The organism is Rheinheimera sp. KL1, from assembly GCF_001275035.1.
Taxonomy (GTDB): Bacteria; Pseudomonadota; Gammaproteobacteria; order Enterobacterales; family Alteromonadaceae; genus Pararheinheimera; species Pararheinheimera tangshanensis.
Window position 1 is genome coordinate 164,421 of record NZ_LAMX01000026.1, and the last position, 25,964, is coordinate 190,384.

24 protein-coding genes and 2 pseudogenes are annotated in these 25,964 nt (G+C 48.5%); 14 read left to right on the top strand and 12 right to left on the bottom strand.

The window, feature by feature from the left end; all coding sequences use genetic code 11:
* Nucleotides 1-61 precede the first annotated feature (61 nt).
* On the top strand, nucleotides 62-886 hold the full coding sequence (locus WH43_RS14990) for a MipA/OmpV family protein (RefSeq protein ID WP_053425402.1): 825 nt from the start codon (nucleotides 62-64) through the stop codon (nucleotides 884-886).
* Between the two features lie 53 nt (nucleotides 887-939).
* On the opposite strand, the gene WH43_RS14995 is transcribed toward WH43_RS14990, so the two are convergent.
* The 3 genes from WH43_RS14995 to WH43_RS15005 are packed head-to-tail and all read right to left on the bottom strand — an operon-like array spanning nucleotide 940 to nucleotide 2,585.
* Nucleotides 940-1,548, bottom strand: coding sequence for an alpha/beta hydrolase family protein (locus WH43_RS14995; RefSeq protein ID WP_053425403.1), 609 nt, complete (start codon nucleotides 1,546-1,548; stop codon nucleotides 940-942).
* The gene (locus WH43_RS15000) at nucleotides 1,545-1,790 is read right to left on the bottom strand and encodes a putative antibiotic biosynthesis monooxygenase (protein ID WP_053425404.1); all 246 of its coding nucleotides are present in this window, start codon (nucleotides 1,788-1,790) and stop codon (nucleotides 1,545-1,547) included. Before WH43_RS15000 ends, WH43_RS14995 begins: the two co-directional genes overlap by 4 nt.
* Nucleotides 1,791-1,793: 3 nt before the next feature.
* Entirely contained in the window at nucleotides 1,794-2,585 is a 792-nt protein-coding gene (locus WH43_RS15005) for a DODA-type extradiol aromatic ring-opening family dioxygenase (RefSeq protein ID WP_053425405.1), read from the bottom strand.
* A gap of 104 nt (nucleotides 2,586-2,689) precedes the next feature.
* Between WH43_RS15005 and WH43_RS20775 the strand changes: the two genes are divergently transcribed.
* Both WH43_RS20775 and WH43_RS15010 read left to right on the top strand, forming a co-directional pair.
* Nucleotides 2,690-2,920 (top strand): LysR family transcriptional regulator, encoded by a 231-nt coding sequence (locus WH43_RS20775; RefSeq protein ID WP_286049795.1) that lies wholly within the window; start codon nucleotides 2,690-2,692, stop codon nucleotides 2,918-2,920.
* A 36-nt stretch (nucleotides 2,921-2,956) separates the two neighbouring features.
* Complete coding sequence (locus tag WH43_RS15010) at nucleotides 2,957-3,577, top strand: substrate binding domain-containing protein (RefSeq protein ID WP_286049841.1); 621 nt, start codon at nucleotides 2,957-2,959, stop codon at nucleotides 3,575-3,577.
* A 51-nt stretch (nucleotides 3,578-3,628) separates the two neighbouring features.
* Here WH43_RS15010 and WH43_RS15015 read toward each other — a convergent pair whose 3' ends face one another.
* The 4 genes from WH43_RS15015 to WH43_RS15030 form a co-directional block, all read right to left on the bottom strand.
* Nucleotides 3,629-4,003 carry a putative quinol monooxygenase gene (locus tag WH43_RS15015; RefSeq protein WP_053425406.1) on the bottom strand — a complete coding sequence of 125 codons (375 nt, stop codon included), beginning with the start codon at nucleotides 4,001-4,003 and terminating at the stop codon, nucleotides 3,629-3,631.
* Nucleotides 3,996-4,208 carry a tautomerase family protein gene (locus WH43_RS15020; protein WP_053425407.1) on the bottom strand — a complete coding sequence of 71 codons (213 nt, stop codon included), beginning with the start codon at nucleotides 4,206-4,208 and terminating at the stop codon, nucleotides 3,996-3,998. Before WH43_RS15020 ends, WH43_RS15015 begins: the two co-directional genes overlap by 8 nt.
* A 140-nt stretch (nucleotides 4,209-4,348) precedes the next feature.
* On the bottom strand, nucleotides 4,349-5,269 hold the full coding sequence (locus tag WH43_RS15025; protein ID WP_053425408.1) for a LysR family transcriptional regulator: 921 nt from the start codon (nucleotides 5,267-5,269) through the stop codon (nucleotides 4,349-4,351).
* A gap of 78 nt (nucleotides 5,270-5,347) precedes the next feature.
* Nucleotides 5,348-6,241, bottom strand: coding sequence for a LysR family transcriptional regulator (locus WH43_RS15030; protein WP_053425409.1), 894 nt, complete (start codon nucleotides 6,239-6,241; stop codon nucleotides 5,348-5,350).
* Between the two features lie 99 nt (nucleotides 6,242-6,340).
* Between WH43_RS15030 and WH43_RS15035 the strand changes: the two genes are divergently transcribed.
* From WH43_RS15035 to WH43_RS20785, 5 genes are all read left to right on the top strand, one after another.
* A complete protein-coding gene (locus WH43_RS15035) occupies nucleotides 6,341-6,964 on the top strand; it encodes an NADPH-dependent F420 reductase (RefSeq protein WP_053425410.1) in 624 nt (207 codons plus the stop codon).
* Nucleotides 6,965-7,020: 56 nt separating this feature from the next.
* Nucleotides 7,021-8,016 (top strand): alpha/beta fold hydrolase, encoded by a 996-nt coding sequence (locus tag WH43_RS15040; protein WP_053425411.1) that lies wholly within the window; start codon nucleotides 7,021-7,023, stop codon nucleotides 8,014-8,016.
* A gap of 126 nt (nucleotides 8,017-8,142) precedes the next feature.
* Nucleotides 8,143-9,192 (top strand): PA0069 family radical SAM protein, encoded by a 1,050-nt coding sequence (locus WH43_RS15045; RefSeq protein ID WP_286049796.1) that lies wholly within the window; start codon nucleotides 8,143-8,145, stop codon nucleotides 9,190-9,192.
* Nucleotides 9,193-9,522: 330 nt separating this feature from the next.
* Nucleotides 9,523-9,978 (top strand): MFS transporter, encoded by a 456-nt coding sequence (locus tag WH43_RS20780; RefSeq protein WP_286049797.1) that lies wholly within the window; start codon nucleotides 9,523-9,525, stop codon nucleotides 9,976-9,978.
* The gene (locus WH43_RS20785) at nucleotides 9,978-10,769 is read left to right on the top strand and encodes an MFS transporter (RefSeq protein WP_286049798.1); all 792 of its coding nucleotides are present in this window, start codon (nucleotides 9,978-9,980) and stop codon (nucleotides 10,767-10,769) included. The genes WH43_RS20780 and WH43_RS20785 overlap by 1 nt, the downstream gene beginning before the upstream one ends.
* Before the next feature lie 56 nt (nucleotides 10,770-10,825).
* Here the strand turns inward: WH43_RS20785 and WH43_RS21115 are convergent.
* From WH43_RS21115 to WH43_RS15075, 5 genes and pseudogenes are all read right to left on the bottom strand, one after another.
* Nucleotides 10,826-12,336, bottom strand: a pseudogene (locus WH43_RS21115) (tryptophan halogenase family protein).
* The gene (locus tag WH43_RS15060) at nucleotides 12,333-13,829 is read right to left on the bottom strand and encodes a 2OG-Fe(II) oxygenase family protein (protein ID WP_053425413.1); all 1,497 of its coding nucleotides are present in this window, start codon (nucleotides 13,827-13,829) and stop codon (nucleotides 12,333-12,335) included. The pseudogene WH43_RS21115 and the gene WH43_RS15060 overlap by 4 nt, the downstream one beginning before the upstream one ends.
* 104 nt (nucleotides 13,830-13,933) lie before the next feature.
* Entirely contained in the window at nucleotides 13,934-16,420 is a 2,487-nt protein-coding gene (locus WH43_RS15065; protein WP_053425414.1) for a TonB-dependent receptor domain-containing protein, read from the bottom strand.
* Between the two features lie 279 nt (nucleotides 16,421-16,699).
* The gene (locus tag WH43_RS15070) at nucleotides 16,700-17,617 is read right to left on the bottom strand and encodes a sugar phosphate isomerase/epimerase family protein (RefSeq protein WP_053425415.1); all 918 of its coding nucleotides are present in this window, start codon (nucleotides 17,615-17,617) and stop codon (nucleotides 16,700-16,702) included.
* A 31-nt stretch (nucleotides 17,618-17,648) separates the two neighbouring features.
* Nucleotides 17,649-18,662 (bottom strand): LacI family DNA-binding transcriptional regulator, encoded by a 1,014-nt coding sequence (locus WH43_RS15075; RefSeq protein WP_053425416.1) that lies wholly within the window; start codon nucleotides 18,660-18,662, stop codon nucleotides 17,649-17,651.
* A gap of 354 nt (nucleotides 18,663-19,016) precedes the next feature.
* Between WH43_RS15075 and WH43_RS15080 the strand changes: the two genes are divergently transcribed.
* The 6 genes and pseudogenes from WH43_RS15080 (at nucleotide 19,017) to WH43_RS15105 (ending at nucleotide 25,936) form a co-directional block, all read left to right on the top strand.
* On the top strand, nucleotides 19,017-20,183 hold the full coding sequence (locus WH43_RS15080) for a Gfo/Idh/MocA family protein (protein WP_053425417.1): 1,167 nt from the start codon (nucleotides 19,017-19,019) through the stop codon (nucleotides 20,181-20,183).
* Between the two features lie 53 nt (nucleotides 20,184-20,236).
* The gene (locus tag WH43_RS15085) at nucleotides 20,237-21,295 is read left to right on the top strand and encodes a sugar phosphate isomerase/epimerase family protein (RefSeq protein WP_053425418.1); all 1,059 of its coding nucleotides are present in this window, start codon (nucleotides 20,237-20,239) and stop codon (nucleotides 21,293-21,295) included.
* A gap of 137 nt (nucleotides 21,296-21,432) precedes the next feature.
* Nucleotides 21,433-22,631: pseudogene (locus WH43_RS15090) on the top strand (nucleoside permease).
* Nucleotides 22,628-23,530, top strand: coding sequence for a hydroxypyruvate isomerase family protein (locus WH43_RS15095; RefSeq protein ID WP_053425419.1), 903 nt, complete (start codon nucleotides 22,628-22,630; stop codon nucleotides 23,528-23,530). The pseudogene WH43_RS15090 and the gene WH43_RS15095 overlap by 4 nt, the downstream one beginning before the upstream one ends.
* A gap of 110 nt (nucleotides 23,531-23,640) precedes the next feature.
* Nucleotides 23,641-25,332 carry a GMC oxidoreductase gene (locus tag WH43_RS15100; protein ID WP_053425420.1) on the top strand — a complete coding sequence of 564 codons (1,692 nt, stop codon included), beginning with the start codon at nucleotides 23,641-23,643 and terminating at the stop codon, nucleotides 25,330-25,332.
* A gap of 1 nt (nucleotide 25,333) precedes the next feature.
* On the top strand, nucleotides 25,334-25,936 hold the full coding sequence (locus WH43_RS15105) for a gluconate 2-dehydrogenase subunit 3 family protein (RefSeq protein WP_053425421.1): 603 nt from the start codon (nucleotides 25,334-25,336) through the stop codon (nucleotides 25,934-25,936).
* Nucleotides 25,937-25,964 lie beyond the last annotated feature (28 nt).

A 25,964-nucleotide genomic window follows, 5' to 3' on the forward strand; every position in this document is an offset into this window, starting at 1 on the left:
CTATGCTTTAAATGATTTGTATCTGTATACCATTCTCTGCTGCTGCTCACAAGGAAAAATCATGAAAAACAAGGTAAATTTACTTAGCCCAGCTCTGTTTGGGGTGTGTTGTCTGCTTCCTCTTAGTCAAGCTGGTGCCCAGCAATGGATTCAGCCTGTACCTGAAGTTGCCTCTACACATACCTCCGAACAGGCCAGTTCCTGGTACTATGTGGTGGGCGCTGGCGCTGGCTACATGCCGGTATACGAAGGATCAGATGAGTTTGAAGTGATCCCCGTGCCTGTATTAAGCGCTGAGTATAAAAACGGTTTGTTTTTTGCCAATGTGCGTCACGGCATCGGTAGTTACCCACTCAGAGGCGAAAACTACAAGTTGGGGCTGTCGATAGGTTATGGCTCGGGCCGGGACGAAAAGGATGATCGTACAAACTTACAGGGTATGGGGGATATTGATCCTTCAGCGACTGCTAACTTGTTAGCTGAATACGATTGGACCATGTTTACATTTTCGGCCAAGCTGTCCGCCGGATTATCTGAAGGCTACGGCACTACGGCTGAACTAAAAACTGAAGCTCGTTACCCACTATCGTCTTCTGTGATACTGATGGCGGCGGTTGCAGCGAATTGGGGTGATGAAGACTATATGAATAGTCGTTTTGGCGTTTCCGCAGAGCAGGTTGTTTTGTCTGGCTACAGTGCTTTTCAGGCTGACGCTGGAATCCGATCGGTCGGCTTGTCTTTAGGCTTTACTTATTTGCTGTCGAAGCAGTGGAACCTGACACTGCTGGCCAAAGCCGATAAATTAAATGGCGAACTGATGGATAGCCCGTTGGTGAAAGAAGATGTGCTTCCTGCAGTATTTTTGACCACCAGCTATAGGTTTTAAATCAGCGCTGAGGCCGGGTTGTAGCTCAACCCGGTTTGTCACTTTACTGTGTTTTACACCAAGGCGCTTATCCAATCCACCGCAGCCTGAGTGGGTAATTCATGCTGCATGCCGGCAAAAATTTGCGGCTCTATGTCCTGGCCAAACTGGGCTAAGCGTTGTTTCGCCTGCAGTACCAGTTCTGGCGAAAACAGCGGATCACGCTGACCATGTAACCAGCCCAGGCTTTTTACCGACAAGGCCTGATCCGGTAAGCTGGCAAAACGAGTAGCACAGACTAAGAGATGGCAATCGCTGAGTTCTATGGTTTTGGCAGCTTCCAGCAGCATAATTCCGCCTTGAGAAAAACCAAATAACACGGGCTCAATAGCTGCTGCTCTGGCTTGTTGCAGCCAAGGCGCTAAGCACTGAAAAAAAGCAGCTAAGGCTTGTGTTACCCGTTCAGGCCGGTTTTGTTCTGTCACTCCTGCGACAGAAAACCATTGCGATAAACCACGTTCATCAACAAAAGGCGCAGCCAAAGCCACAATCAAAGCCTGTGGATTGGCTACGGCAATAGCTTGTCCCAGCGGCTTTAAATGAGCTGGGTAAGAGCCCACCCCATGCAGCAACAACACTAATTGCTTAACGTCTTTCGGCGCCTGAATAATTAAGTCTGTCATAACTTATCCTGTGTTGGTTTTGGAGCTATTTTATGCAGCCATTTGGTAAAAATACGGGTTAAAAGTGGCATCCAGACAAAGCTTAATGCCAAGGTGCCGATGCCTGAGGTGATCAGCACCCTCAGTGGTAAAGGCAGTACTTCTAATTGCTGCTGAAGCACTGCATACACCAGCAATAAGGTTGGATAAAGCGCCGTCCAGCGCAGCAACCAGAGTTTCCATGTTGGAATTTGTTTCGCCATGCGTTATGCCCCCAGGCCTGAGCGCTCAAAGGCATAGGCATCCATACTCAATACACTGTGGCGGATTTCTCTGACCAGTGGCTGCACTGTGCTGTATTGTCCAGCTATGCCCAACACAAAACTCAAAGGTAGAAAATGCTCGTCTGTTGGGTGAGCTCTTTTGGCATGAGGGGCCAGCTCCAGCGCATCGACCACTTGTAAAGCCTGGTTCTGACTCAGACGGTTGGCTATCCAATCGCTGAACTCAGCAGCATAAGCCGCAGCTGGTTCATCGGCATAAGCACGGAATTCGTACAGATTGTGCGTCAGACTGCCTGAGCCTACGAACAGGATCTGCTCCGGTGCAAAATCAGCTAACGCCTGACCTAACTGGTACAGCTGACGGCTGGACCAGCGCACCGGCAGCGATAATTGGACTACAGGCACATCAGCCTGCGGAAACAGATAACGCAGTGGTACCCAGGCGCCATGATCCAAACCCCGGTTCGGGTTGAGCCCGGCGCTGAAGCCTTGTTGCTGCAAATGCTGTTGCAACTGAGCTGCAATGTCTGGGGCTCCGGCAACAGGGTACTGCAGCTGGTAAAGCGCAGAAGGGAAACCGGAGAAATCATGGATGGTCTCAGGCTTGCTGCTACTGCTTAAGTACAAGCCCTGACTTTGCCAATGCGGAGATAACACCACAATAGCTGCAGGTTTGGGCAGAGTGTTGCCAAAGCGGGTCAAAGCGGGGCCTGCACTACCAGGCTCCAGCGCAAAGCTTGGGGCGCCATGAGAAATAAAAACAACGGGTAGCATGTACTGCACTCCTTAATCAACAAAGTCTATGCGAGCACTATAATTAGCTATCATCTGATGATAAATTGGCTTAATTAACATTAACTATCCCGAAAGGTGGGATAATGTCGCAGATAAACGAAATGAAAGCCTTTTTGGCTGTGACTGAAACTGGTAGCTTTGTCGCCGCCGCAGAGAAATCTGGCGTGTCGACCACCGCCTTGTCCAGATGGGTGATGCAGCTGGAGCAGCGTTTAGGCGTCAGATTACTGCACAGGACCACCAGAAGGCTCAGCCTTACGGTGGAGGGGGAACGTTTTGCTGAACGTTGCAGCGATATATTGCAGCAATTATAAGAAGCTGAAGCAGAGCTTAGTGCGCAGGCCAGTCAAATCAGCGGACGGCTGCGTGTCAATGTACCGGTAAGTTATGGCATTCGGTATTTAGCGCCACTGTGGGCCGGTTTTAAGCAGAAAAACCCGGCTATTGAACTGGACCTGGTATTAACTGATCGCTTAACAGATATGGTGGAAGAGGGCTTTGATCTGGCAGTGCGGATTGGCCGGCCTGCCAGTTCCAGCCTGATCAGCAGGCCTTTACATCAGCTAAAAATGCAGCTTTGTGCATCCCCAGACTATGTTCAAAAGGCGGGTTTACCTGCAGATCCTACAGAGCTGTCACATCACCAGATCATTGCTTACAGTTATTGGGGCAGTGGTAATGACTGGAGTTTTCAAGGGCCTGAGGGCGAGTTGACGATTCGGACCAAGGCATGGATGTATTGCAACAACGGTGAAACTTGTGTGGCTGCGGCGGAAAGCGGCGGTGGCGTGATTTATCAGCCTGATTTTTTAGTACAGCAGGCGTTGCAGCAAGGCCGACTTATTCAGCTTTGTCCTGACTATCAGGGTTTAACTTTACCTGTTTGTGCTGTGTATCCGTCAAGGCGCTTTGTTTCGGCCAAGGTCAGAGCACTGGTAGCGTTTTTACAGGAGCAGCTGGCTGCAGAATAATCCGGCCGCCCTGCACGCTGCCGGATTTGCTTTGGGTATACCAGGTTTTTATCAGCGAAAAAAACCAGCAAAAGGCTGCATATACACAGCACCAAAGCTATTTAGTCTGCTTTGGGCCTGCTGATCAGGGGCGCCATACACTGTTAAGGCTGTCACCTCGACGCAGGATAAAAACTCAGCGGCGAAGGGGCCAAAGGTGGTGTCGACATGGCTGACCAGCGCTGCTGAATCCTGATAACTTTCAATGATATGAGCTCCGCTGTTATCTGCGTTCAGGCTGTAGCTGTATAACAAAGTACCGGGTTCCTGCGCTGTGGCTGCAACTACCTTTTGCACCAAAGCCTGAAAAGCGGCCAGCATGGCAGGTTTTAATGTCAGCTCAAATACGCAAATGATCGCCGAGTTTTTGCTTGACGCTTCACTCATCTGCTTTGCCTGCAGCGGCTTTGAGAGTTTCTGCAAAAATTTCGCCGGAAATAGCCCAGTCTTTGGTTTGTACATCGTTAAAAATGACATACACATACTGCGGATCGACATTGGCGTGTTTAGCGATAGCTGCCGTCACTTCTTTGGCTATGGCCTGTTTAGCATGATCACGGCCGTCAAACATCTGAATATTTACTACTGGCATAAGGCACCTCTGTGGTTGATTTTAGCGGTTGATTAACTTCAGCTGCAGCCAGCATGCTGGCGACAGAAAAGATCATAACAACAGAGAAAAAGTGGATAAACGCCGTCAGATGTAACTTACTGTAGATTTAAATTCTACAATCAGCTAAAAGTTCCGGCATCAGATAACTGCACCAGTTCATCCACTATAAAACGTACTGCAGGCATCAATTGCTTAGTGCGGGGCCAGATGATGTTCAATTCAGTAGGTGATGGCGTCAGTTCGGGCAGTATTTGCAGCAGGGTTCCATTGTCGAGATAAGGCCGCAGCAGCGATTGCGGAAACTGAATAATACCGGCACCGGCGACACAAGCCGCGACCATAGCATCGCCATCACTGATTTGGTGAAAGGCTTTAGGTTGAAAGCGATGCTCCTGACCTGCTGCATTTTTTAAGCGCCAGCTTAGTGAACTGCCCCCGCGCCAGGCCACAATACATTGATGTGTGGATAGATCCTCAAGCGCTTTTGGCGTGCCAAAAGTGTGTAAATAAAGCGGTGATGCAGCCAGCACCAAAGTTTGCGGTGTCAGGGCTTTGGCAACCAGGTCTGTACTGTCTTTCAAAGGACCAAAACGAATGGCTAAGTCAAAGCCTGCATCCATTGGGTCGATCACTTTGTCGTTAAAGGTCAGCGTAAGCTGCAGTTGCGTGTAGCGCTGCGCCATACCGAGCAGTACCGGCATCATGACTGAGCGGCCAAAAGCGGCGGGCATATCGATACGCACTCTGCCGGATGGCTGGCTTAATTTAGATTGCAGCAGTAGTTCAGCCGCTTGCAAAGTGTCTATCGCCAGCTGGCAACTAGCCAGATAAGCCTCGCCTGCTGTGGTCAGGCTGAGTTTTCGGGTGGTACGGTGGAATAAACTGGTGTTTAACTGGCTTTCCAGTTTGGCAATACTTTTACCAAGAGCGGACTTCGAGATCCCAAGCTGTTCTGCAGCCGCTGTAAAGCTTTGTGCTCTGGCTGCTGTAGTGAAATACACGATACCCCGAAATGGATCTGAAACTGTCTGTGTTGTCATCGTCAGAATTCCGCTGTGAGAAACTAAGTGAGTGATCAGGCGTGAAGCCTGAGTGAATCAATACAAAAACTGGTTTATCTAGGGCGCTTCAGGGCCAAAGTGTGCCAGCACAAAGCTGATAAAGCTACGCAGTTTGGGCGTCATGCGTCTGTCTGGCGCGTACAGCAGATGCATGGGGCGACAGGGAACAGGGAAATCCGGTAGTAGCTGGATTAGATGGCCACTGGCTATGGCTTTTTCTACCAGCTCGGCAGGTTGCCGCATAATGCCCTGATGCTGCAATGCCGCAGCCAGTAAGGCTTCACCGCTATCTGACATAAACTGACCTGATACTGGCACCGTGACTTCACCTTGCGGGCTATTAAAGGTCCAGTGTGTGCGTAACTCAGTGTGCAAAAATCCCAGACATTGGTGATGCTGCAAGTCCCTCGGATGACTCAGAGGCTGGTGTTTTGCCAAATACAAAGGCGAGGCACAAAGCAGCAGCTGGTATGGTTTAAGGTTTCTGGCAATCAGGCCACTGTCGGACAAAGTGCCCACTCGGAATACCGCATCAAACCCTTCGTCTATTAAATCTACTTTTCGGTTGGTGATTGACAACTCTACAGCCACTTCAGGGTATTGCGCCATATAAGCACTTAGTTTCGCCGACAGTGCATGGATACCAAAGGAGACTGGTGCACTGATCCTGAGTTTGCCGACAGGAGTTGCTCTTACTTCTTCCGCCAGGCTCTGAGCAGCCTCTACTTCTGCCAGAATATTTTTTGCTCTTTCATAATAAGCACTGCCAATTTCAGTTAAATGCTGCCGCCTGGTAGTACGGTTCAACAACTGCACACCCAGCAGTTGTTCTAACAGCCGGACATGTTTACCCACTAGCTGAGAAGACATTTGCATGGCATCCGCGGCGGCGGACAAGGATCCCATTTCCACCGTTTTGACAAAGACTTCCATACTCAGCAGTCGGTCCATTAGAAACGCCTCGTTTTAAGTGAATAGCTAATGTGCGCATTTATTACAGCATATTTCCAGTAGTAGTCTACACGCAAGCTACAACCACGAGGTGAATCGATGAAGATTGCAATTTTAGGCACTGGAAATATGGGCGCAGCTTTTGCTGCAGAACTTGCCGTTACACATGAAGTGAGCATTGGCAGCAGAGATCCGGCCAAAGCTGCAGCGCTGGCTGACACTATTGGCGCTGGTGTTGTGGGTGGTGGTATTGCCGCTGCAGTAAAATTGTCAGATGTTGTCATTCTGGCTTTGCCTTTTGCTGCCGTGTCTGATGCGCTGAAACAGGCTGGAGATCTAAGTGGTAAGGTATTGATTGATATCACTAATCCTGTCACTGCTGATTTTCAGGGATTAACTATAGGGCATCTGACATCAGCTGCTGAAGAAATTCAGGCATGGGCACCGGCTGCTAAAGTGGTGAAAGGGTTTAACACCATTTTTGCTCAGTTAGTGGCTGCAGAAAACCGCAATACTCAGCCATTACAGGTGTTTGTGGCGGCAGATGATGAAACTGCAAAACAAACTGCTATGGCGCTGGCCAGCTCGATAAGCTTTAAAGCTGTCGATGCCGGGCCACTGAAAAATGCCCGTTTTCTGGAGCCTGTTGGTGCGATGAATATTCAGTTTGGTTTCTTTTTAGGCAAGGGCCCTATGGTTGCTCCAGTTTGGCTTGGGCTTTAACTAATAACAGGCAGTGAAAACACTGCCTGTTTCACCTTTTTACGGACGCGAAAGAAATGCACAAAAAATTGAATATCTGGCTTGGACTTTATCTGCTAGTACAGACTGTGCTGACGACAGCAAATGCTGATCCAGCTGTAGAAGTACTGAAACAAGACTTTGAATTTCCAAATAAAATAGTCGGTTTTCCTGCGAAGTTGTCTGATATTAAAGGATTGGAAATCAATTACTTCACCACTAACGATGGAGTGAAGTTGGCGTACTGGCAAGCTGGTAAAGGCAAGCCAGTGATCTTTGTGCCGGGCTGGTCGGCCAATGGTGCAGACTTTATTGATGTGATCTATCTGCTGAGCAGTGGCTACAAGGTGATAGTGCTTGATCCGCGTAATCAGGGCTTATCTGAGCAAGTGCGGCAAGGGCAACGAATTTCGCGTTACTCGATGGATTTAAAACAACTGACTGAACATCTGGCGATCAAAAAAGCGGACTTTGTCGGCTGGTCCATGGGCGCTGCAGTACTCTGGGGATACATCGACCTGTTTGGTACGGATAGTATTAACAAACTAGTGTGGATTGATGAGCCTATTTCTATCTACACCCGCGAGGATTGGTCTGAGCAGGAAAGACGTAATGCCGGTGGCATGACGACCTCAGCAGAGCGAATGATAGCAGCCTTTGCCGGAGCCCCGACCAATAATCAGGTGGTGGATATGAAAGTGATGGAGCGTTTTATGGCGCAGGACTCGTTGCATTTTCAGAACTCTCAGGCCTTTGCCAGGGCCGTTATTAAAAATAACCCAGAGTATATGGCTCAGGTGTTGTTTGATCATATTACCAACGACTGGCGTGATGTGGTGCAGTATAAACTGGATATGCCAGTGGCTATTTTTAGCGGTGAGTTGAGTCATAATCTGCCAAGCCAGCAATGGGCACAGTCTGTGATCCCTGGATCAAAACTTTATGTGTATACCGCAGCAGAGCAGGGCGATCATTTTCTGGCGGCAAAAAATCCAGTTAAATTCGTCGCGGATTTAAAGTCATTTTTACAATAGCAATAAAAAGCATCTGCCCTATGTGGTATCAGCACGATGGGTAGAGCTAAAGTTGGAAAAGGAAAGATGATGCAATGTTGTTGTGGTCAATGCGCAGACTGTCAGGTCAGGTCATCTGCTTTACCCTTGCTTAAAAAACGCGGTAGTCAGGACAGAAGAGTTGGCCGTTTTGGCCAACTGATAGCCCTGCAACAGCAGGCTCTGAATGCTGAAGCCTGCGTGACTGTGCTGCAAACTCAAACCCGGGTGGTACAGGCTAAATCTATTCTGAATAGCAATAGCTCACCCGATATTCCCTGGTCGAAAACCATCAATCCTTATCAGGGGTGCGAGCATGGCTGCAGTTATTGTTATGCCAGGCCTTCCCATGCTTACCACAATTTATCGCCCGGCCTGGATTTTGAAACTCAGCTATTTGCCAAAAGTAATGCGGCTGACTTGCTGCGGCAGGAGTTTATGAAAGCGGGTTACAAGCCGACGACTATTGCTATAGGCACCAACACAGATGCTTACCAGCCGATCGAACGCACTTATGGTATTACACGGCAACTGCTGCAGTTGATGCTGCAGTTCCGTCATCCGGTGTCTGTGTTGACCAAAAGTAACCTGATCACCAGAGATATTGATTTACTGTCGGAACTGGCTGCTTTGCAACTGGTGGAAGTACATTTTAGTGTCACCAGTTTAAATAGTTCTCTGGCAAAAAAACTTGAACCCAGAGCCGCATTGCCTGCTGCCCGGCTTGAAGCGATCAGAGTCTTGTCGCAGGCGGGAATTCCTGTCAAAGCCATGTTCGCTCCTCTGATCCCCGGGCTCAATGATACCGAAATGGCAGACCTGATGTTGGCAGCAAAACAAGCTGGGGCACAGAGTATGGGTTATATATTGTTGCGGCTGCCTTATGAAGTGCAGGGTATTTTTACCGACTGGCTGGCGCAGCATTATCCGTCAGAGCAAAGCAGGATCCTGTCGATGATTCGGCAAAGCCGGGGTGATATGAGAAACGCTCAGGCATTTAGTAGCCGGATGACAGGGCAGGGGCTCGCTGCACAGCAGTTAAAACACAACTTTGAGCGCTGTTTTACCGAACTGGGTTTTAAGTCAATGAGCCCGGATGATTTAACGACCAGCTTATTCACTAAAGTTTCTGCGACTTCACAATTATCTTTGTTTTAGATAAAGATCAAATCCTGCTGGGGATAATACTCTTTTGTCATTTAAGGCTACCTTTTCAATAAAACTGCTTTAATTTGATGCGCTTCTCACTGATGAGATAAATTTAGCTGATAGTTTCATTTTTTTGTTGCCACTTAAACGATTAAGTTGTAGCTTTAAAGCATAATCAGATGCAAATAATCTGACCAACCGGATGCGTTGTTAGTGCCCTGGGGAGGGTGAACGCGCCGGATTTTATGGAGCTTGCTGCACAAACCGCTAAGGTAAGTGAAGATACCGCTCCTGATAAAACCAGCGCAGCCAAAAAGCGCACCTTGACAGGGTAGAACCATGCAACAAATTCACTCTATAAATAGCAGTGCACCTGCCTCATCTGCAGCGCCACTGTCGTCCAGTGCTTTTACTCAGGTGAAGTGGATGACTTGCCTGATGTTTTTTGTCTTTGCTATGACCACAGACGCTGTGGGCGTGATTATTCCGCAAGTTGTAGCGCAGTTTCAGCTCAGCCTGACCGAAGCTGCCGCTTTTCACTACGTGCCAATGTTGTTTATTGGTTTATCCGGTTTGTTTTTGGGCCGTTATGCCGATAAGTTTGGCCGTAAAAAGGTGATACTGGCGGGTTTGGCTCTGTACGCCATAGCTTGTGTGGCTTTTATTTTTGGTGAAAGTTTTATCTTTTATCTGCTGCTGTTAGGTGTCAGTGGTTTAAGCATTGGTTTATTCAAAACCGGCGCTTTGGCTTTAGTGGGCGATGTCAGCCTGATGCTGACAGCCACACCAGACTGATGAACAGAGTTGAAGGTTTTTTTGGTCTGGGCGCTATTTTTGGCCCGGCTTTAGTAGGTTTATTAATTGCTGCGTCGATCAACTGGACTCAGTTGTATTTATTAGCCGGGCTGATTTGCGCTGTGCTGTTGATTATGGCATCCCGACTGGATTACCCGGCTTATCAGCCACAACAACACACATCGGTCTGGCAAAGTTTGGCGCTGGTAAAAGATAAGCATGCACTGGGGTTTTCGCTGGCCATCGCCTGTTATGTGGCCACCGAAGTCGCGATTTTTGTTTGGTTGCCTACCTTACTGCAAAGTTACGATGGCAACTTCACTGTACTGGCCGCCCACGCTATTACAGTGTTTTTTATTCTGCGCACCGCAGGCCGCTTTTTAGCCGAGTGGTTACTGCTGCGTTTTAATTGGACTGCGTTATTGGCCTGGTTTGGCAGCGCTATTTTTATCTGTTTTGCGCTGAGTATGTATTTTGGTGTCGCGGCAGCTTTATGGCTGATGCCGCTGTCAGGCCTTTTTATGTCGATGATGTACCCCACGTTAAATTCCAAAGGCATCAGCTGTTTTCCACGTCAGCAGCATGGCGCAGCGGCTGGTCTAATTTTAGCTTTTACCGCCTTAGCAGCTGCTTTAGGGCCTTTACTGATGGGCCTGGTTGGTGATGCGATGGGAGATGTGCGTTATGGTTTTTATCTGGCGACAGGTTTTGCTTTGCTGTTAATGCTGGGGCTGTGGTGGAATCATTTTGTCCAACCTGCGGCCAGACGACTGGCGCTTGGGCATGATTAAGTTGTAAGACGTTTACAGAAAACAAAGGCAGCCCAGGCTGCCTTTGTTGTTTTAGTCTAGAGCGGCTCAGCTTTACAGTACTGGTCTATATACTGTTGATGAGTAGGCAAAGATAAAGCTGCAGCCTGCAGTGCCTGACTGAGTTTAGCCAAGCGCTCTGCGCCTTCAACGCTGCGATAAGCCAGCACAGCGTCGGTTTTTTGTGGCGTATTCAACTGGCCTATATGCACGGCTAGCCAACTGGTGTTGCCAAATAAATCCATTTCGCCCGGTATTAAGCGGCCCTGACGTTTAAATTGTTCTATCCGGTAAGTCAGTGGATCTGGTACTGGCATGGCGGCGCAGTAACGCCACATTTCGCTGTCATCCCGCTCTGTCAGTTTGTAGTGCAGAATAATAAAGTCGCGGATATTTTCTATTTCGCGAATGGCGACTCTGTTGTATTCCTCTGTCAGCAAAGGGTCAAAATCTCTATCCGGAAACAGCGCTAACAGCTTGGCTATACCGGCCTGAATTAAATGAATACTGGTAGATTCCAGCGGTTCTAAAAAGCCACTGGCAAGGCCTATAGCCACCACGTTTTTATTCCAGAATAAGTTTCGTCGCCCTGTGACAAACTGCAACATACGGGGTTCTGCCAAAGCTTTGGCTCCGAGGTTTTGTAGCAGAACATCCTGCGCTTGTTGCTCGCTGATAAAGTGGTTACTGAAGACATGGCCATTGCCGGTGCGATGTTGCAGGGGGATGCGCCATTGCCAGCCTGCCTGATGAGCTGTGGATTTGGTGTATGGAGTAAACTCACCGCGTTCACTGGGCACAGCCCAGGCTCTGTTGCAGGGCAGCCAGTGTGACCAGTCCTGATAGCCGGTTTTAATGTGTCTTCAATCAACAAACCGCGAAAGCCGGAGCAATCGATAAAAAGCTCGCCTTCCAGCAACTGACCATTATCCAGCTGCACAGCTTCAATAAAACCTGAAATAGAGTGTTGTTTTACCGCGCTGATTTTCCCTTCGATACGCAGCACGCCTTTGGCTTCGGAGTACTGGCGCAGATAGCTGGCATAAAGGCCAGCGTCAAAATGGTAGGCATAATCATGAGTCGATAATACATGGCGAGGATCTGTGACTGGTGGCGCAAAACGGCCTTGCTGTGCCGCTACCCAGGCCATGCAGTAGCTATCTAACGAGTCGGCTTTGCCTTGCGCTTTTGCGGCTAGCCAGTGATGGTGCAAGCTCACCAGGTCAAACTGACGGCCATAGCTGCCAAAAGGGTGAAAATAACTGTGGTTTTGCCGTCCCCAGTTGATGAATTCAATGCCCAGTTTAAAAGATCCCTGAGTGGCGCGGATAAAGTCGTTTTCGTTGATGCCAAGGCTTTGGTTAAACAAGCGGATCGGCGGTATAGTGGCTTCGCCCACTCCAACTGTGCCAATTTGCTCCGATTCAATCAGTGTAATATGACAGCCTTGTTGTAAGGCGTTGCTTAAGGCTGCAGCTGTCATCCAGCCTGCTGTGCCACCACCCACTATCACTATCTTTTTGATGCTATTGTTTGCTGCATAGCTCATCCAGGCTCTCCGCTAATAAAAGGCTGAGGTTCAATATCAAAGGCCAGAGTTAAACGTTCACCCGACTCAAAAGGCACAGTGTTGTGCCATAAAGTGGATGGAAATAACACCAGGGTACCAGCCTGGGGTTGATGCTGAAGTTGAGGATCTAATGGCAGCTGAAGCTCAGCCGGTGGCGCGCCAAACTGCAGCCAGCCGGCGGGTGCTCGCCCCAATTGTTCTGCCGCTGGGATCTCAAGGTGCAAAGCTGCGCTGAGCCAACCTGATGGATGGGTATGGCTGACATTAAAACCCTGAGTTTTCAGTAAAGTAGACCAACTACCGCTAAAACGACAGCGGCCTTGCAAAGCCCGCTCCCGTGTTCGCCCTAATAAGGGGTGCGCCGCGACTGCAGCTGGTAGTTGCTCGACATAACTTTTTACTGCAGTTTTTAATTTGTGTTTTAACTGCTGCAGCGGCTTTTCATGACGCAGCAGAATATGTTGATCGGTTTGAGTGCCTCCCCGCACCGATTGTTGAGCAAAAGGTGCTTTGGCTGTATGTAAAGAGCGTATCACAGCGCATAACAGATTTAATTCGTTGCTACTTAAATGCAAATCAAAGGCTTTTACCTGCATAGATTCTGTGTCCAGCCACTTGGCTCTGCGATCCCCCAGCAGACGCCAAATTAAACAAAGATAAGGCCAAAACACTGTGGCTGATGTAGTCTGAAGCCAGGGCAGGGCACTTTGCTCCGCCGCTTTTATATCGCCATGGCGCAGCTGAAACCGGGTGAGTGCCATAGCCCGCACCGGATCTTGTACCCTGGTTGTCTCTGTAAATAACAAGGCCGCTTTTGCATGGTCGCCTGATTCTGCAGCCACAAAAAGCCTGGCTAAGGTCAGTTGCAATTGTTGACCACAGTGCTGTTCGGCTAACGCTAAAATGCGTTCACAGTGTGACCATTGTTTTAACTGAGCGTGGCAGCGAAACCAGTCCAGCCACAGCTTGAGATTTGTCGGTTGTTGTGCGCATGCCTGTTGATAGTTATCGGAAAAGTGGCTGCTATCCCCTGATGTAAAACGCATGCTGCTTAATAACTTGTGGCCGTCCAGCCACAGCGGATGAGCTGCCAGATTCTGCACTAATAGCTGCTCAGCCAGGCTGTATTCACCGTCAGCGGCTAAAGCTAAAGCTAAACCACGGTAGGCATTCAAATCGTCAGGAGTCAAAGTGGTGAGTTGATAAAACTGATCGACAGCAGAGTAACCTGCCAAAAAGCGGCTTTGCGCCAGTGCCATCAGGGTTGAAGCGTCGGACGGTTGTAGAGCACAAGCCTGACTAAAGGCATGCACAGCTTCTGTTTCATATTGTTCTTCATGCCAGGCAAAACCTGCTAGCTTCCAGGCCATTACATCCTGCGGTACCTGTTCAAGCTGCTGACGCAGCAGCGGTATCGCCAAATCGGCCCGGCCTTGTTGCAGATGCTGTTGTGCCAGTTGAACTCTGGTCATGCAGTGTCCTTGAAGCAATTACACCAATACGCATTAAACGGAAAAAGCTGGTAAAGCAGAGTGCACTTTACCAGCCTGTTTTTTCGCTATGCCTGAATGACAGTTTAGAACGTCACTGTCACTGAAGCTGTTGCTGTGCGGCCAATCACAGGATTTCCTGAAATTACGGTCGGCGTGACTGTGGCGTCTGCTAAACCACCGCTGCCACGGATATCAAATTCATCCGTCAGGTTATACACCTGAAAGCCAAATTCCAGATTATCAGTTGGGCTGTATCTCAGGCTACCACCTAAGGTGTAGTTATCCGGATATTCATTGCCTGCACCGTCAATCGCTGAAGTTTGGCCGGTAATATTTAAGCCTGTTACCCATTGATCATTAATATGATAGTTGGATGACAGGGTGTAAATTAAATCCGGAATACCATCAGCGCGGGTCCAGTTGGTGGCTCCAGCTGATAGTTTTTCTGCATCTGAATAGGTAGCGTTACCCACCAGCGAGAAGTCGCCTATCCGCACTGTACCGAGAATTTCAGCACCCTGAGATTTGTATTCAGCGTCAATCACACAGCCACCAGCCACCCCACCACAACGGGTTGCTGATAACTCATAGGTGCTTTGTTTGAAGTCACCTTTGAGTAAGGTCAGTTCAAAAGTATAAAAACCATCCAGCACTTCACCACGGCGTTTCACACCCAGCTCGTACTGATTAACAAAGTCGACCGCTGAAGTTAAGCCTTGCTGGTTTAACGAACCATCGGCATTGATTTTACCGCTGACGGTTTGACGATCACCGTTAAAACGGCCGCCTTTGGATGCCCGGGTAAAGAGGCTGGTGTCTTCGTTGAGTTTATACAAACCACCGACAGTCCAGGAGGTGTAGCTGACAGAGTAGTTCAGGTTTTCGCGCGCACCATTAGGGATCAGCGTTGGAATAGCTACGCCATCCACTACAGTGTTAAAGACTTCACCACCAGCTGCAGTCCAGCCTGACGCATCGACCGTATCACGACGTACACTGGCGTCCAGCGTAAACAGATCAGTATCAAAATCCAGCGCCAGGTAAGGGGCTGTATCTGTGTAGGCTAAATCATAATCACGGGCGTTACCTGCACCCCAGTTGTCATTAAAACCTGCAATACCGTTTGCAGTTAACTGGTTGCCTGCGTCATCAAATAAATCCAGCATAGCCGGGTTATCGCCGCTGAGTTCAGAATAGGTTCTGTTGGTATGCCAGTCCGCTGCCACATTCTGGTTCATGTAAAAATAACCAGCGCGAGCGGTAAAAGTGTTGTCGTCTATAGCAAATTCTTTCGATACAGCTAAGTCGTTTACAAAGCTGCCAACGTCACGAATATTAGTATTCACGTTGGTGTTGTTATTCAGATAGGCAGAATCGTATAACTCACCGGCCTGAGGGCCATTGGCATAACGAATACTGTTTACTACAGCACCATTGACTGTTGAACCCAATACGCTGGCTGTGGTGGCTGCATTGAAGAAAGGCGAAGTAAAGCCGCCGCTCATATCAGTCCAGCGCATTTTATTATCCAGAACTATGTCGTTTTTGAATTCGTAATGCAGCTCGTTACCTAAAGAAAATGCTTCAGTGGTAATGCCTGACATCTCAACCCGCTCTGTTACACCTTCGCGGTTGACGATCAGAAACTCCTGATTATGGATAGAGTAGTTGGACTGATTACGGCCATCAAAACCAGGGTAAGGACGTAAATCGCTGAAGCTGTTACCGTCGTAGTTGGCAAGTGCAGGCGCACCTGTGTAGTTCGGCTCCTGAGTATCCGCTACTTTGACCAGGACGCGGAAATAACTGACATCGTCTGCAAGGAACTTGGTGACGTTGGCTTTTACCTGCGCGCTTTCGCTGACATTAAACGCGGCATCTAACGGGCCTTTACCTTGTTTAACATAACCACCGACATGGAAATTCACACTGTCGCTGGCCGAACCACCATAACGGAAATCAACTTTTTTCTCGTCATGACCAACACCAGTGTTCAGACGAAGTAAACCACCTTCAACTTCACCGTAGTTGCTGATGTAGTTGATAATAGCGCCAGGGGATTGAGAAGAGAAAGTTCCTGCTGTACCACCGCGAACACCTTCTACTCTGTCCACGCTTGAATCAAAACGGGTCCAGTAGTCGTTGTTACCAAACTGCAGATCACCAAATAATACCGTAGGTAAACCGTCTTCCTGAATTTGTACAAAAGGCGAGCCGCCAGTTGCCACAGGTAAACCCCTGACTGCAATATTGGAGTTACCGCCAGGACCTGCAGTACCTGCCACCTGAATGCCAGGTATCATACGAAACACCTCAGCTTCGGAGCTAGGCTGGAAATCTTTGATCATCTCTGCATCTACGCTGGTAACCGCAATAGCAGATTCAATCTGGGTACGGCCTGGCACACTGCCTGTAACCACTATAGTTTCAAAGGCTTCAGTTTCAGCTTTTTCTGTACTTGCTGCTTCTGTAGATGCTGTGCTTTGCGCCCAGACAGGACCAGTTGCGATCAATGTGGATGCGAATAAAACCTGCCGTACTGCGATTGAAACTTTCTGTTGCTTGAACATTGTATTTGCCCCCTGTCGGGTAGTTACTTAATCGATTAAGTTATTTTTTTATAAAAAAGCAACTGCCAGCTTTCTGCCATAGAGTCGCTTTATTGAATCATTGGATGAAGTTATTTAATTCATCTCTTAATCGTTTTACTTCTGAATTTAACCGCTGTCAAGTCTGTCCAGAAAATAATCAATCTAAATGATGCTATCGCTGTGTAAATTTTAATCACTGAAAAAAATAAGCCGGGCTAAAAAGTCCGGCTTATTTTTAAATGAATGATAGAGAAATCATTAGCTTAATAAACGACTTAATGCACTAAAACCCTGACGTATGGTTTCAACTCTGTTGTCGGTCTGATCGCGTTCAACAAAAGCATGATGTAAACCTGCGGCCTCTGCTTTGGCGAATATAGGTTTGAAATCTATCACCCCTTTGCCAACATCAGCAAAACCACCTGCTTTGTCCATGTCTTTCACGTGCCACAGCGGGAAACGACCTGGTTGGCGCGCGAATAATTCCAGCGGGCTCAAGCCTGCTTTGACCACCCAGTACAAGTCCAGCTCCATTTGCACCAGTTTGGCGTCCGTTTCATTCAACAGCACATCGTAAGGCACCTGGCCTGATAGCTTCACAAACTCAAAGTCGTGGTTGTGATAGGCCAATTGCATGCCTGCAGAGCGAATTTTTTCGCCGGCTTTATTTAAAAACTCTGCCAGGGCTTTGTATTGATCAATAGTTTTACGGTCTGTGTCCATCAGATAGGGCAACACCAGGTATTTGTGGCCCACCACTACAGCTTGTTCAATGACTTTATCCAGATCCTTTTGCATCACATCCAGAGGGATATGGGCAGATGGAGCGCTCAGACCTTCGCTGTCCATAATGTTCTTTAACGCGGCCGGACTTTGATCGTAGTAACCGGCAAATTCAAGCTGGGTATAACCTACACCAGCTACCAGTTTTAGGGTGTCGGCCACACTTTGTGCCATCAGATCGCGTAGGGTATAGAGCTGTAAACCTGGTACCACTTTGGCTGTAGTGACCACAGTTTTGGTATCTGCAGATAATGGCAGAGATGCCATACCTAAACCTGCAACACCTAAACTCACTGCACCACCAAGACCGAGGGCACTGAGTTTTAGAAATTGTCGACGTTGTTGATCCAGCAACTCCGGCTTTTGTTTCTTGGTCGAATGCTCGTATGGCATGGTTTGCTCCTGCTATGGCTCGGTGATGAAGTCAGCCTAACCCTGCCGGAGCAGGACCTGTGCTGGCACGTTGAATAAGGTCAAAAGGTAAAATGACTTTAGGTGCTTTACCCAGACGACCTTCGATTAAATCTATGAGTAAGCTGACCGCTGTGCTGCCAAATTCTTCCGCAGGCTGAGCTATAGTGGTCAGCGGCGGATCAGCAAAAGCGGCAAAAGAAATATCATCAAAACCAGCCACAGAAATATCTCTTGGTACAGACCGACCCGCTTGTTTAATCCCCTGAATAGCACCTATGGCCATTTCGTCATTTTCGCAAAAGATGGCGGTAGGTGGATTGGGCAAAGCCAATAATTCGGTGGCGGCCTTGTGGCCAGACTGCAAGGTAAAATCACCCGGCAACAATAAACTTTCATCAAAAGCCACACCTGCTGCATTTAACGCATCTCTATAGCCCGCCACCCTGTCCCGGGTTAACGGGCTGCGTGCAGGGCCCTTGATCATCGCTATACGTCTATGACCCAGTTCCAGTAAATGTTCTGTCATAGCGCAGGCCGCTGCTCTGTTATCTAAAAGCACAGTAGGGCAGGCGATCCGGTCTAACACCTCACAGGCATTGACCATCGGCAGCATAGAGTCTGATTTCATATCCAGCTGAGCAAAAGGATTGTGAGCGCGCAACTGGATTAAGCCATCGGCTTGAGAGGTATGCACCATACGGGCATAACTTTGTTCCATTTCCTCATCGGCCAGTGTGTTGCACAGTAGCAATGAATAGCCTTTATCATGCGCCGCTTGTTGCATACCACTGATCACCCGGGCAAAAAATACGTTGGCGACAGTAGGCACCAGTACCACCAGATTTCGGGTTTTACCTGAGCGAAATTTGACCGCCATTAAGTTTGGCTTGTAGCCAAGCTGTTTGACGGCAGTCAGTACTTTAGTTCGGGTCTTCAGTGACACCAAATCAGGTTGCTGCAAAGCGCGCGAGACTGTGGCTACTGAGACTCCAGCCAGCTGTGCTACATCACGAATAGTGGACATGGGCTTGTTTCACTTTGAGAGTTTGCTCCGGATTTTATCTGGATATTCAATGCTATGCATCTGTTTAGTCCGGTATAAGCCCGCTAAACGCTATAGATGTAACCGATATCATTTATAAAGCACTTTTTTATAAATGGGAAGCGAGTTGTTTCGAAAGTCTTAGGCTTAATTAGTGCAAATGCTCTTATTTGGTGCGGCTTTTTTTCATCTTTGTGCATTTAAAGTGCGTGATTTGCGACAAACAACGGATTTTCTATTGACGACACAAAATGTAATCCGTTACATTTTTTACAGTTTCAAAATTTGATCTACAGTCATGTTGCGTTTGTGTCTGTAAACCACAGGGAAAAAACCATGCAAGTCCCAGCTAAACAAAAAATTCGTATGGGTATGATAGGTGGCGGCGAAGGTGCTTTTATCGGCGCTGTACATCGTCATGCTGCAGCTTTAGATGGTCAGATTGAATTAGTCTGTGGCGCTTTTAGCCGCGATACTGGTAACAACCAGCGCACAGGGCAAGACTTGTGTCTTGAGCCAACCCGTCTGTACAGCAGTTGGCAGGAATTACTGCAAAAAGAAGCGGCGTTACCAGAAGACAAACGCATGCAGCTGTTAGTTATAGTCACACCTAATCAGTTGCATGTGCCTATCAGCCGCGCTGCCATCGCTGCAGGTTTTCATGTGTTTTGTGAAAAACCTGCTGGTGTCACGCTCGCTGAAACTCAGCAATTGGCTGTGGATTTGAAAGCCAGTAATAGCCTCTATGGCCTGGCTCACACTTATCTTGGTTACCCTATGGTATGGCAAGCCAAGGAGCTGGTGCAAAACGGTACTTTGGGTACTATCCGTAAAATCTTTGTTGAATACCCACAAGGCTGGCTGACTGAAGATTTAGAAAGCAGTCAAAACAAACAAGCCAGCTGGCGTACTGATCCCGCTCAGGCCGGTGCCAGTGGTTGTATGGCCGATATTGGTACTCATGCTTTTGGTATGGCTGAATTTATCAGCGGCCAGCATATCACCGAACTTTGTGCCGAACTGAAAAGCCATGTCGCGGGCCGTCGTCTTGATGATGATGGTGCAGCTTTATTCCGCACCAACGGCGGTGCCAGCGGTGTGCTGATGGCAAGCCAGATTTGTGCCGGTGAAGAAAACGCGCTGAAAATCCGTATTTATGGCGATAAGGCGGGTCTGGAATGGCATCAGATGGAACCGAACACGCTATTAGTGAAACCTCACGGCGCTCCGGTGCAAGTCTTACGGGCCGGTGCTGGTCAGGCTGGTTTAGGCGCTGAAGCCTCCCGTCGTTGTCGTTTGCCTGCAGGCCACCCAGAAGGTTATCTGGAAGCTATGGGGAATTTATACCGCGATTTTGCTGCGGCGATCCGCAAAGGCGAAAAAGGTACTCCTACTGGTGTACCAGGCATTAAAGCCGGGATGCGGGGTATGGCATTTATTGAAACTGTCAGCAGCAGTCAGCATAGCAATGAAAAATGGTTGGCTGTGCCTGCTGTTGAATAAAGCTGCGGCATTGAATTTTTTGATTAGCCAGAACGCTGGCTCAAGGATCACAGATGAGTAAAATCAAAGGGCCAGCCATATTTCTGGCTCAGTTTATGGGCGACGAAGCACCTTTTAACCACGTGGTCAGTATGGCCAAATGGGCGGCTGATTTAGGTTACAAAGGCATTCAGGTGCCCACCAACAATCCGGCTTTTTTTGATCTGGAATTGGCAGCAACCAGTCAGGCTTATTGTGATGACATACAGGCTAAATGCCGCGCTGCAGGTGTTGAAATCACCGAGCTGTCGACTCACTTGCAAGGCCAGCTTGTCGCTGTGCATCCAGCTTATGATGAGCTGTTTGATAACTTCGCTCCGGAGGCTTTACGGGGTAAACCAGCAGAGCGCACCGAATGGGCTATCAAGCAGTTAAAACTGGCGGCTAAGGCCAGTCAGAATTTGGGTTTAACAGCTCATGTGACTTTTTCCGGCGCTTTGCTGTGGCATTTAGTCTATCCGTGGCCACAACGCCCGGCAGGTTTAGTGGAGCAGGGCTTTGCTGAATTAGCTAAACGCTGGTTGCCAATTCTTGATGCCTTTGACGAAGCGGGAGTGGATTTGTGTTACGAAATCCATCCGGGCGAAGATTTACATGACGGCGCTACCTTTGAGCTGTTTTTAGAGGCTACCAATCACCATCCGCGCGCCAATATCCTGTTTGATCCAAGTCACTTTGTGCTGCAACAGCTGGATTATTTAGATTTTATTGACCGCTACCACAGCAGGATCAAAATGTTTCATGTCAAAGATGCTGAGTTCCGGCCAAACGGTCGCAGTGGTGTCTATGGCGGTTATCAGAATTGGGTCCAAAGGCCAGGGCGTTTCCGTTCTTTAGGCGATGGTCAGGTTGATTTTAAAGGTATTTTCAGCAAATTAACTCAGTACGATTTCGACGGCTGGGCTGTGCTGGAGTGGGAATGTTGTTTAAAAGATTCAAGCCAGGGCGCACGCGAGGGAGCTCCATTTATCGCGTCTCACCTGATTGAAAAAGCGGGCAGAGCCTTTGATGACTTTGCCGGAGCAAAAACAGACGAAGCGCGTAACCGCCGGATTTTGGGGTTAAAACCTTAGTCGCATAAAAATAATAGTTCAATTACCCACAATCACTGATGATGCAGGCAAGAACTGAGCAGCTTTAAGGATGAAGGGTAAAATCAACGGGGAATACGAATAGAATGAACAGCATAAAAATACGCTTATGCAGCATGATGTTTTTGCAGTTTTTTATCTGGGGTGGCTGGTTTGTCACTTTGGGGACTTTTTTAAGCCAGAACCTGCAGGCCACTGGCCCACAAACAGGCATGGCGTTTTCAACTCAATCCTGGGGCGCCATCATTGCGCCATTTATCGTCGCTTAATAGCCGACCGTTTTTTTAATGCTGAACGTTTATTGGGTCTTTTGCATTTAGTGGGCGCTGTGCTGATGTACTTTATGTATCAGGCCACTGATTTTACTACCTTTTATCCGCTGGTTTTAGGCTACATGCTGGCTTATATGCCAACGCTGGCGCTGGTGAACTCTGTGTCTTTTGGTCAACTGAAACAACCAGAACTGGAGTTCGGACAAATCCGAGTTTGGGGCACTATCGGCTGGATAGCTGCAGGTTTAGTCATCAGTTATGCCTTCGGTTGGGATGCGCAGCAGGCCATCGCAGATGGCGCGTTGAAAAATACTTTCCTGATGTGTGCTGTGGCCTCTCTGGCTTTAGGTGTATACAGCTTTACCTTACCTGCTACTCCTCCGGCTGGTCGTGGTCAGCAATTAAAATTAGGTGAGTTGCTGGGGCTGGACGCTTTAGCACTTTTGAAAGATCGTAACTTCGCTCTATTCTTTTTAGCTTCAGTACTGATCTGTATTCCACTGGCTTTTTATTACCAGAATGCCAACCCTTTCCTGACCGGTATAGGTGTTGAAAATGCCACGGGAAAAATGACCTTAGGCCAGGTGTCCGAAGTGTTATTTATGTTGGCATTACCGCTGTTTCTGAATCGTTTTGGTATTCGTTGGACCTTGTTATTAGGTATGGCAGCCTGGGTGTTACGTTATGTTCTGTTTGCCTACGGCGATGCAGGTCAGGGTTTGTGGTTACTTGTGATTGGTATAGCGCTGCACGGTATTTGTTATGACTTCTTCTTCGTGTCAGGTCAGATTTACACCAATAGCAAAGCTGGTGTGAAAATCCGCAGCGCTGCTCAGGGGCTGATCACGCTGGCCACTTACGGTATAGGTATGCTGATTGGCTTTAGCGTAGCAGGCCAAATCACTCAGGCTTACAGCACAGCTGAAGCGACAGACTGGACATCGATCTGGTTATTCCCTGCAGTATTTGCTGGTGTTGTGCTGGTGCTGTTTGCCGTTATCTTTAAAAACGAGCCACTGCAACAAGCCGAGGATAAGCAGCCATGAGACAACAACTGCCCCGTCGTGAATTATTAAAGCAACTGGCTGCTGGCGCTATCGGTGCCTCGGTCTTAGGTTCAGGTTTATTGCTGTCAGGTGCGGCGTCTGCGGCACCATCAACTACTGGTGCACTCAAAGGTAATATCCGCCATTCGGTCAGTCGCTGGACTTATGGTGATTTATCCATGGAAGAGCTGTGCCTGTTGGTCAAATCATTAGGTTTCAGTGCCATCGACTTAGTGGGTCCTGAAGACTGGCCTGTACTGAAAAAGCATGGCGTGGATAGCTCTATGTGCAATGGCGCAGAACTGAATCTGACGGATGGCTGGTCTGATCCTAAGTTCCATCCAGAGCTGATAAAACGCTACTTACATCACATAGATTTAGTGGCAGAGGCTGGTTATAAAAACCTGATCTGTTTTAGCGGCAATGCCCGTGGTATGGACAGAGAAATAGCACTGCAAAATGCGGTCACTGGTTTGAAACAGATTTTGCCTCATGCCGAAAAACGAGGAGTGGTGCTGCAGATGGAGCTGTTTAACAGCAAAGTCGATCACCCGGATTATCTGGCCGATGGCTCTGCCTGGGCTATTGAGCTATGCAAGCGACTAAACTCGCAGAACTTTAAACTGTTATACGACATCTACCATATGCAGATTATGGAAGGTGACATTATCCGTACTATCAAAGACAACCATCAGTATTTTGGCCACTATCACACTGCAGGCGTGCCGGGCCGCCATGAAATTGATGACTCGCAGGAGCTGAACTACGCCGCTATAGCTAAAGCTATTCGAGATATAGGTTTTACCGGCTATCTGGCGCAGGAATTTGTACCAACACCCAAAACCAAAGAAGGCAGAGCGCAGTCGTTGGCTCAGGCTATTCGTATTTGTGACGTTTAAACCGGGACAAAGCGGCCAGACTGCTTTGCCATACATAATGAAAACAGGGCATGTAGCCAAAGTCATCCCGATATGACTGGTACAAAACCCGCCCAACAGGGGACAACAAGATGACAGTTGCGCAGAATCATTACGACGCCATAGTGGTGGGGTCTGGCATCAGCGGTGGCTGGGCTGCTAAAGAGCTGACCGAAAAAGGCCTGAAAGTGCTGATGTTGGAACGAGGTCGGCCTATCGAACACATTAAAGATTATCCGAATGCTTTTAAAGAAGCCTGGGATTATCCACACCGCGACAAGCCAACCAATCAGATGAAAAAAGATTATCCGGTGTTGTCGCGTGATTATCCGTTAAATGAAAGCACTTTTGGTATGTGGGCCAATGAACAAGAGTCGCCTTACACCGAAGTCAAACGTTATGACTGGTTCCGTGGTTACCACTTAGGCGGGCGTTCCTTATTATGGGGACGTCAGAGCTACCGTTTTAACGAGCTGGATTTTGAAGCTAACCTCAAAGATGGTATTGCGGTCGATTGGCCTATCCGTTACAAGGATTTAGCCCCCTGGTACGATTATGCTGAGAGTTTTGCTGGTATTGCTGGTGTTCGCGATGGTCTGGATGTATTACCTGATGGCCAGTATTTACCTCCGGTACCGTTGAATATTGTCGAGCAAAGTGTGGCGGCCCGGCTGAAAAAGGCCTTTGGTGGCAGTCGACACATGATCCATGGCCGTTGCGCCAATATCACACAACCTAAACCGGAGCAAAACCGGGTGGGTTGTCAGTACCGCAATAAGTGCTGGTTGGGCTGCCCTTTTGGTGGTTATTTCAGCACCCAGTCAGCCACCTTACCTGTGGCGATGAAAACCGGCAACTTAACGGTGCGGCCTTTTTCTATTGTTACCCAAGTGTTGTACGACAAAAACACTAAAAAAGCTCGTGGTGTCGAAGTACTGGATAGCGAAACCAACATGACCTATGAGTTCACAAGTAACATTGTGTTCCTCAACGCGTCGTCCTTTAACTCCACCTGGATTTTGATGAACTCCGCCACCGATATCTGGCAAGGCGGCTTAGGCAGCAGCAGCGGTGAACTTGGTCACAACGTGATGGACCACCACTTAGGCGTTGGCGCTTTTGGTGAAGTGGAAGGCTTTGATGACAAATACTATTTTGGCCGTCGTCCTTCTGGTTTCTATATTCCGCGTTTCCGTAACTGGGCTGGGGATAAGCGCGATTATCTGCGTGGTTTTGGTTACCAGGGGTCGGCAAGTCGTCAGGGCTGGAGCCGCAATGTGGCAGAACTGAGCATTGGAGCCGACTTTAAAGATGCCTTAACTCAGCCTGGTCCATGGAGTATAGGTATGGGCGGCTTTGGTGAAATTCTGCCTGATCACAGCAACCGTATTTTCCTCGACAAAAACCGCAAAGATAAATGGGGTTTGCCTGTGCTGGCGATGGATGTCGAGCTCAAAGCCAATGAACTGAAAATGCGTGAAGACATGAAGCAGGACGCTATTGATATTCTGCAAGCCGCAGGCGTGAAAAATGTGCAGGGTTATGCCGGAGACTATGGTCCGGGTATGGGCATTCATGAAATGGGCACAGCCCGGATGGGGCGTGATCCGAAAACCTCAGTTCTGAACGGGAATAATCAGGTGTGGGATGCACCTAATGTGTTTGTGACCGATGGTGCTTGTATGACCTCCGCATCCTGCGTCAATCCGTCACTGACCTATATGGCACTAACAGCACGGGCCGCCAATTTCGCGGTTGAGCAGCTGAAAAAAGGGGAGCTGTAAGATGAACAGACGTGACCTGTTAAAGATGATTGCTGCGGCCACAGGGATGGCCATGGTGGGCGGAGAACTCTGGGCGGCAGGCATGAAGTCACCGGATGCCGGTAAAACCCTGTATACCGCTGACGACGTGGCGATGCTGGATGAAATTGCCGACACCATTCTGCCGCAAACCAGCAGCCCTGGTGCGAAAGCGGCAGGTTGTGGTGCTGTGATGGCCGTGCTGGTCAATGACTGCTATAGCTTGGAACATCAGACCTTATTTTTTGCCGGTTTAAAGCACATCAAAAGCTTAAGTAAACAGCAGTTTAAGCAAGATTTTATGGCGCTTAAACCTGAACAGAGGCTAGCGCTGTTGAGTCAGCTGGACCAGGAAGCCAAAAAAGGCGGCACCAGTGGTCTGGAAGGTAGCAGTTCTCTGGCCAGCTCCAAGTCGTCTGATCGTAAGGGCGAATTGCATTACTTCACTTTATTAAAACAGCTGAGTTTATTCACTTTTTTCACCTCACAGGTGGGGGGCACTGAAGCACTGCGTTACGTAGCGGTGCCGGGTAAATACGACGGCGATCTTCCTTATAAAAAAGGTGATAAGGCCTGGGCCACCTAAGCTGGCTATTTTCATTAACAGGCGGCTC